Raw genomic sequence first — 4,754 nt, 5'->3', positions numbered from 1 at the left:
GCGGAGCTCGTGGCGTTCCTGCGCACCCACGAGATCGCCGCGTTCAAGCTCCCGGAACGGCTGGAGGTGCTGGACAGCCTCCCGCTGTCGCCGATCGGCAAGGTATCCAAGAAGGATCTGGTCGCCCGACTCTCCGACAGGAGCACAGCATGAGTTTCGACGGGGTGTTGCCCGGCACGCCGGTGCCCTATTTCCTGCGCAACGGCGAGGGCGAGCACGCGAAGGTCTTCGCCGACACCTTCACCGTCCTGCTGAGCGCCGACGAGACCGGCGGCCAGTTCGGCATGTTCACCGCCACCTGCCCGGCCGGCGACATCATCCCGACCCACGCGCACGACGACACCCACGAGACGTTCTACGTGGTCGAGGGCAAGGTCCGGGTCTACGTGCAGCTGCCGGACGGCGAGAAGACGTCCCGGCTGCTCAGCGAGGGCGACTTCGGGTTCGTGCCGGCCGGGGCGGCGCACGCGTACCGGGTCGAGTCGGCGGCCCGGATCCTCGGCGTGGCCAGCGGCGGGTTCGAGCGGTTCTTCCAGATGATGGGTACGCGCGCGGACGGCATCGACACGCAGTCGCCGCCGTTCATCCCGCCGTTCCCGCAGATGCGCGCGGCCGCGGAGTCGCACAACATGCGGTTCATGCCGGACTTCGACTGGCCCGGCGCATGATGGACGTGGATCTGTACCTGCCCGACGCCGCCACGCCGCCGGTCGTCCTCTTCCTGCACGGCGGCGGCTGGCGGGTGGGCAGCCGGCGGTCGGCCGGGCCCGCCTACGAGGGGACGACGGCCTTCGATCGCCTCGCGTCGCGCGGCCTGGCCGTGGCGAGCGTCGACTATCGGTTGTCCGGCGAGGCGCGGTGGCCGGCCCAGCTCGAGGACGCGCAAGCCGCCGTGCGCTGGCTGCGAGACAAGTTCGGCGGCTCCCCGATCGCGGCGTGGGGCGACTCCGCCGGCGGTCACCTCGCCGCGATGCTCGGCCTCGTCGATCACGTCGACGCGGTGGTCGCCTGGTACGCCCCGACCGATCTCACCGCCCTGGCGGCCGACCTCGGCGCCGACCCGATGGCCGCCGACTCGCGGGAGGCGCAGCTGCTCGGGGCGCCGCTGCCGACCGTGCCCGAGCTGACCGCACAGGCCAGCCCGATCACGCACGTGCACCCCGGCGCGCCGCCGTTCCTGCTGCTGCACGGCACGGCCGACCGCCTCGTGCCCTGCGTGCAGAGCGAGCGGTTCCGCGACGCGCTGAGCGCGGCCGGGGTCGCGGTCGAGCTCGAGACCTACGAGGGAGCCGACCACATGTGGCAGGGCTCCGACACGGCCGCCGACAAGGCGCTGGACCGTACCGCCGACTTTCTCCTCCAGGAGCTCTCATGACCTTCCCCGACGGCTTCCTGTGGGGCGCCGCGACCGCCTCCCACCAGGTCGAGGGCAACAACGTCAACAACCACTACTGGGAGTGGGAGCACGCGCCGGACAACCCGTTCGCGGAGCCCAGCGGCGACGCGGTGGACCACTACCACCGCTGGCGCGAGGACCTCGACCTGCTGGCCGGTGCGGGGCTGACCGCGTACCGCTTCAGCCTCGAGTGGAGCCGCATCGAGCCCGAGGAGGGTGAGGTGTCGCGCGCCGAGCTCGACCACTACCGCCGGATGGTGGACGGCTGCCGCGACCGCGGACTCGCGCCGATCGTGACGCTCAACCACTTCACGACGCCGCGCTGGTTCGCGCACGACGGCGGCTGGCTCGGTCCCAAGGCCGGCGACCGCTTCGCACGTTTCGCCGAGACGGCGGCGCCGATCCTCTGGGACGCCGCGTACGTGCTGACCCTCAACGAGCCGAACCTGGCCGCCTGCCTGCCGGTGCTCGCCGAGAAGGCGGCCAAGCAGGAGCCGATCGCCGGGCTGCCGCGGCCGGACCAGCGGCTGAGCGAGGCGCTGATCGCGGCGCACCGGCGCGGCATGGACGCCCTGCGCGGCGCCGGATCACCGCCGGCCGGGCTCGCGCTGGTCGGCCAGGAGTGGATCGCGGAGGACGGCGCCGACGAGGAGACGGCTGCGCACCGCGCTGCGATGGAGGACCAGTTCCTCGAGGCGTGCCACGGCGACGACTTCGTCGGCATGCAGATCTACAGCTGCGCGCGGATCGGCCCGGACGGCCCGGTCGCCAGGCCGGGCGCGCCGATGACCCAGGCACACGTCGAATACCGGCCGCAGGCGGTGGGGGAGTCGGTGCGCCGGGTCGCCTCGGTGCTCCCGGAAACTCCGATCCTGATCACCGAGAACGGCCTCGCGACCAGTGACGACGCCGAGCGCATCGCCTTCACCGGCGAGGTCCTCAGCGGACTGCGGGCGGCCGTCGCCGACGGGGTGGACGTGCGCGGATACCTGCACTGGAGCCTGCTGGACAACTTCGAGTGGTTCGGCGGGTACGCGATCACGTTCGGCCTGATCGGCGTCGACCGCACCACGTTCACGCGGACCCCGAAGCCCAGCCTCTCCTGGCTGGGCGAGGTTGCCCGCCGCAACGGGCTGCCCGACCAGACCTGACCGCCCGGAGCCGCCCGCACAGCGCTGCCCCGCGCAGCGATGCCGCCTGGCGTACGGTGCCGGAATGAGTCGCTTCGTCGATGCCGTGATCGCGAACGCCGCCCGCGCCCGGACCGGCATGGTGACCGGGGAGCCCGATGCGCCGGAGCGCCGGACCTGGGGTGAGCTGCACCGATCGGCCCGCCGGATCGCCGGTGGGCTGATCGGCGCCGGCCTGCGTCCGGGGGACGCGGTCGCGGTCCTGGCCGGGGCGCCCGCGCAGATCGCACCGGTGGCCCAGGCGATCTGGCTGGCCGGCGGCAGCATGACCATGCTGCACCAGCCCACCCCCCGCACCGACCTGCGGATGTGGGCGGAGGACACCGTGCGGGTGCTGCGGATGATCGGCGCCCGCGCGGTGATCGTCGGCACGCCGTTCGAGGCGATGACCGGCGTGCTGGACGCGGCCGGCATCGTCCATCTCGGAGCCGATGAGCCGGCGGGCGGCCCGGAGGCCGAGCCGGTGCCGGTGGGCGAGGACGCCATGGCGCTGCTGCAGCTCACCAGCGGCTCGACGGCCGAGCCCAAGGCGGTCCGGATCACCCACGGCAACGTGTACGCGAACCTCCGCGACGCCGCCGAGCACCTGAACTGCGACGAGAGCGGCGTCATGGTCTCGTGGCTGCCGATGTTCCACGACATGGGCATGGTCGGCTGCCTGATGCTGCCGATGCTGAGCGGGCTGGAGCTGGTGAGCGTCACCCCGGTCGACTTCCTGAGCCGGCCGCTGCTGTGGGCCGAGCTGATGAGCCGGCACGGCGCCACGATCACCACCGCGCCCAACTTCGCCTGGGCGGTGCTGGCCCGGCAGCTGGCGCGGCTCGAGCCGGGCACCCTCGACCTGTCCCGGCTGCGCGTCGCCGGCAACGGCGCCGAGCCGATCGACCCGGCCACGATGGGCGCCTTCACCGAGATCGCCGCCGGGCACGGCTTCCGGCCGCAGGCCGTCAACTGCTGTTACGGCGCCGCCGAGAGCACCCTGGTGATCTCGATGTCGGAGCTAGCGGACCCGATGCTGGTCGACGTCGTCGACGCCGCCGAACTCGAGTTTCACGGCCGAGCGACGCCGGTCCCGGGCGCGGGGACCGGCGTGCGGCGGCTGCCGATGGTCGGCCGTCCGTTCCCGGGCGTTGAGGTGCGGGTCGTCGATGACGACGGCAAACCGCTGGGCGAGCGCGAGGTGGGCCGGCTGCAGCTGCGCGGCGAGTCGGTGACCGACGGGTACGTGACGCCGCAGGGCTTCGAGCCCGTCCGCGACCAGGACGGCTGGCTGGACATCGGCGACGAGGGATACCTGGCCGGCGGGCAGATCGTGGTCTGCGGTCGCCGCAAGGACGTGATCATCATGGGTGGTCGCAACATCTATCCGACCGACATCGAGCGGGTGGCGGGCGCCGTCGAGGGTGTCCGGGAGGGCAACGTCGCCGCGGTCCGGCTGATGGCCGGCGACGGCGTGGCCCGCGAGTCGTTCGCCGTGCTGGTGGAGTCGCGCAGCTCCGGCGACGAGGAGCGCATCGTCCGTGAGGTGACGGCCCGGATCGTCGCCCAGATCCAGGCCCGCCCGGCATCGGTGCGGGTCCTGCCGCCCGGATCCCTGCCGAAGACCCCGTCGGGCAAGCTGCGCCGCGCGGCCGCCCGTGGCCTGCTGCCGGAGAGCTGGACCGGGTCCGCCGTGCCTTGACATCTCGCCCCGGAGTGGGTGGACTGCAAACTGTATGCAGTTTGGAGGACCCGTGAACTCCGCCGAGAATGCTCTGCTGCTCGTGGTCGCGCTGCGTGACCATGGGCGTCTGCGGGTCGCCGACGCCGCCCGCCTGCTGTCGGTGACGCCGCCGACCGCGCATCGCCTGCTCACCACGCTCAAGCGGCAGCGGTTCGCGGAGCAGGACCACGCACGGGCCTACCTTCCCGGGCCGCGCCTTCAAGCCACCGGGACGCGGCCCGATCCGACCGCGGTGGCCCGCCCCGCGCTGACCGATCTCGCGACCGGCACCGGCGCCGCCGCCTACCTGGTCACCCTGGAGGGCAACGGCTGCCGGTTCGTCGACGGCGTTCTCGGCGGCGCGGAGCGCACCCGCGTCGGCCACCTGCTTCCCGCGCACACCACCGCCGGCGGGAAGGTGCTGCTGGCGCAGCTGCCCGGCGCCGATCTGCTGGCCCTGTACCCC

At 73.1% G+C, this 4,754-nt stretch carries 5 protein-coding genes; all 5 read left to right on the top strand.

Annotation, left to right across the window (positions count from 1 at the left end):
- The first annotated feature begins 149 nt into the window (after positions 1–149).
- Positions 150–668 (top strand): quercetin 2,3-dioxygenase, encoded by a 519-nt coding sequence (locus AB0M20_RS28080; RefSeq protein WP_364303211.1) that lies wholly within the window; start codon positions 150–152, stop codon positions 666–668.
- A gap of 5 nt (positions 669–673) precedes the next feature.
- On the top strand, positions 674–1,375 hold the full coding sequence (locus AB0M20_RS28075; RefSeq protein WP_364303209.1) for an alpha/beta hydrolase: 702 nt from the start codon (positions 674–676) through the stop codon (positions 1,373–1,375).
- Positions 1,372–2,547, top strand: coding sequence for a family 1 glycosylhydrolase (locus tag AB0M20_RS28070; protein ID WP_364303207.1), 1,176 nt, complete (start codon positions 1,372–1,374; stop codon positions 2,545–2,547). The genes AB0M20_RS28075 and AB0M20_RS28070 overlap by 4 nt, the downstream gene beginning before the upstream one ends.
- A 64-nt stretch (positions 2,548–2,611) precedes the next feature.
- Positions 2,612–4,267 carry a fatty acyl-AMP ligase gene (locus AB0M20_RS28065; protein ID WP_364303205.1) on the top strand — a complete coding sequence of 552 codons (1,656 nt, stop codon included), beginning with the start codon at positions 2,612–2,614 and terminating at the stop codon, positions 4,265–4,267.
- Between the two features lie 52 nt (positions 4,268–4,319).
- The coding region (locus AB0M20_RS28060; protein WP_364303203.1) for a helix-turn-helix domain-containing protein at positions 4,320–4,754 on the top strand (435 nt) is incomplete at its 3' end.

The sequence above is a fragment of the Actinoplanes sp. NPDC051633 genome (genome assembly GCF_040681735.1).
In the GTDB taxonomy this organism is placed as follows: domain Bacteria; phylum Actinomycetota; class Actinomycetes; order Mycobacteriales; family Micromonosporaceae; genus Actinoplanes.
This window is presented reverse-complemented; position numbering and strand designations above follow the sequence as displayed.

What these genes read in the sequence shown, in the direction of transcription:
- AB0M20_RS28070 (WP_364303207.1), top strand. Translation starts at nt 1,372, where the DNA reads ATGACCTTCCCCGACGGCTTCCTGTGGGGCGCCGCGACCGCCTCCCAC.
- AB0M20_RS28080 (WP_364303211.1), top strand. Translation starts at nt 150, where the DNA reads ATGAGTTTCGACGGGGTGTTGCCCGGCACGCCGGTGCCCTATTTCCTG.
- AB0M20_RS28065 (WP_364303205.1), top strand. Translation starts at nt 2,612, where the DNA reads ATGAGTCGCTTCGTCGATGCCGTGATCGCGAACGCCGCCCGCGCCCGG.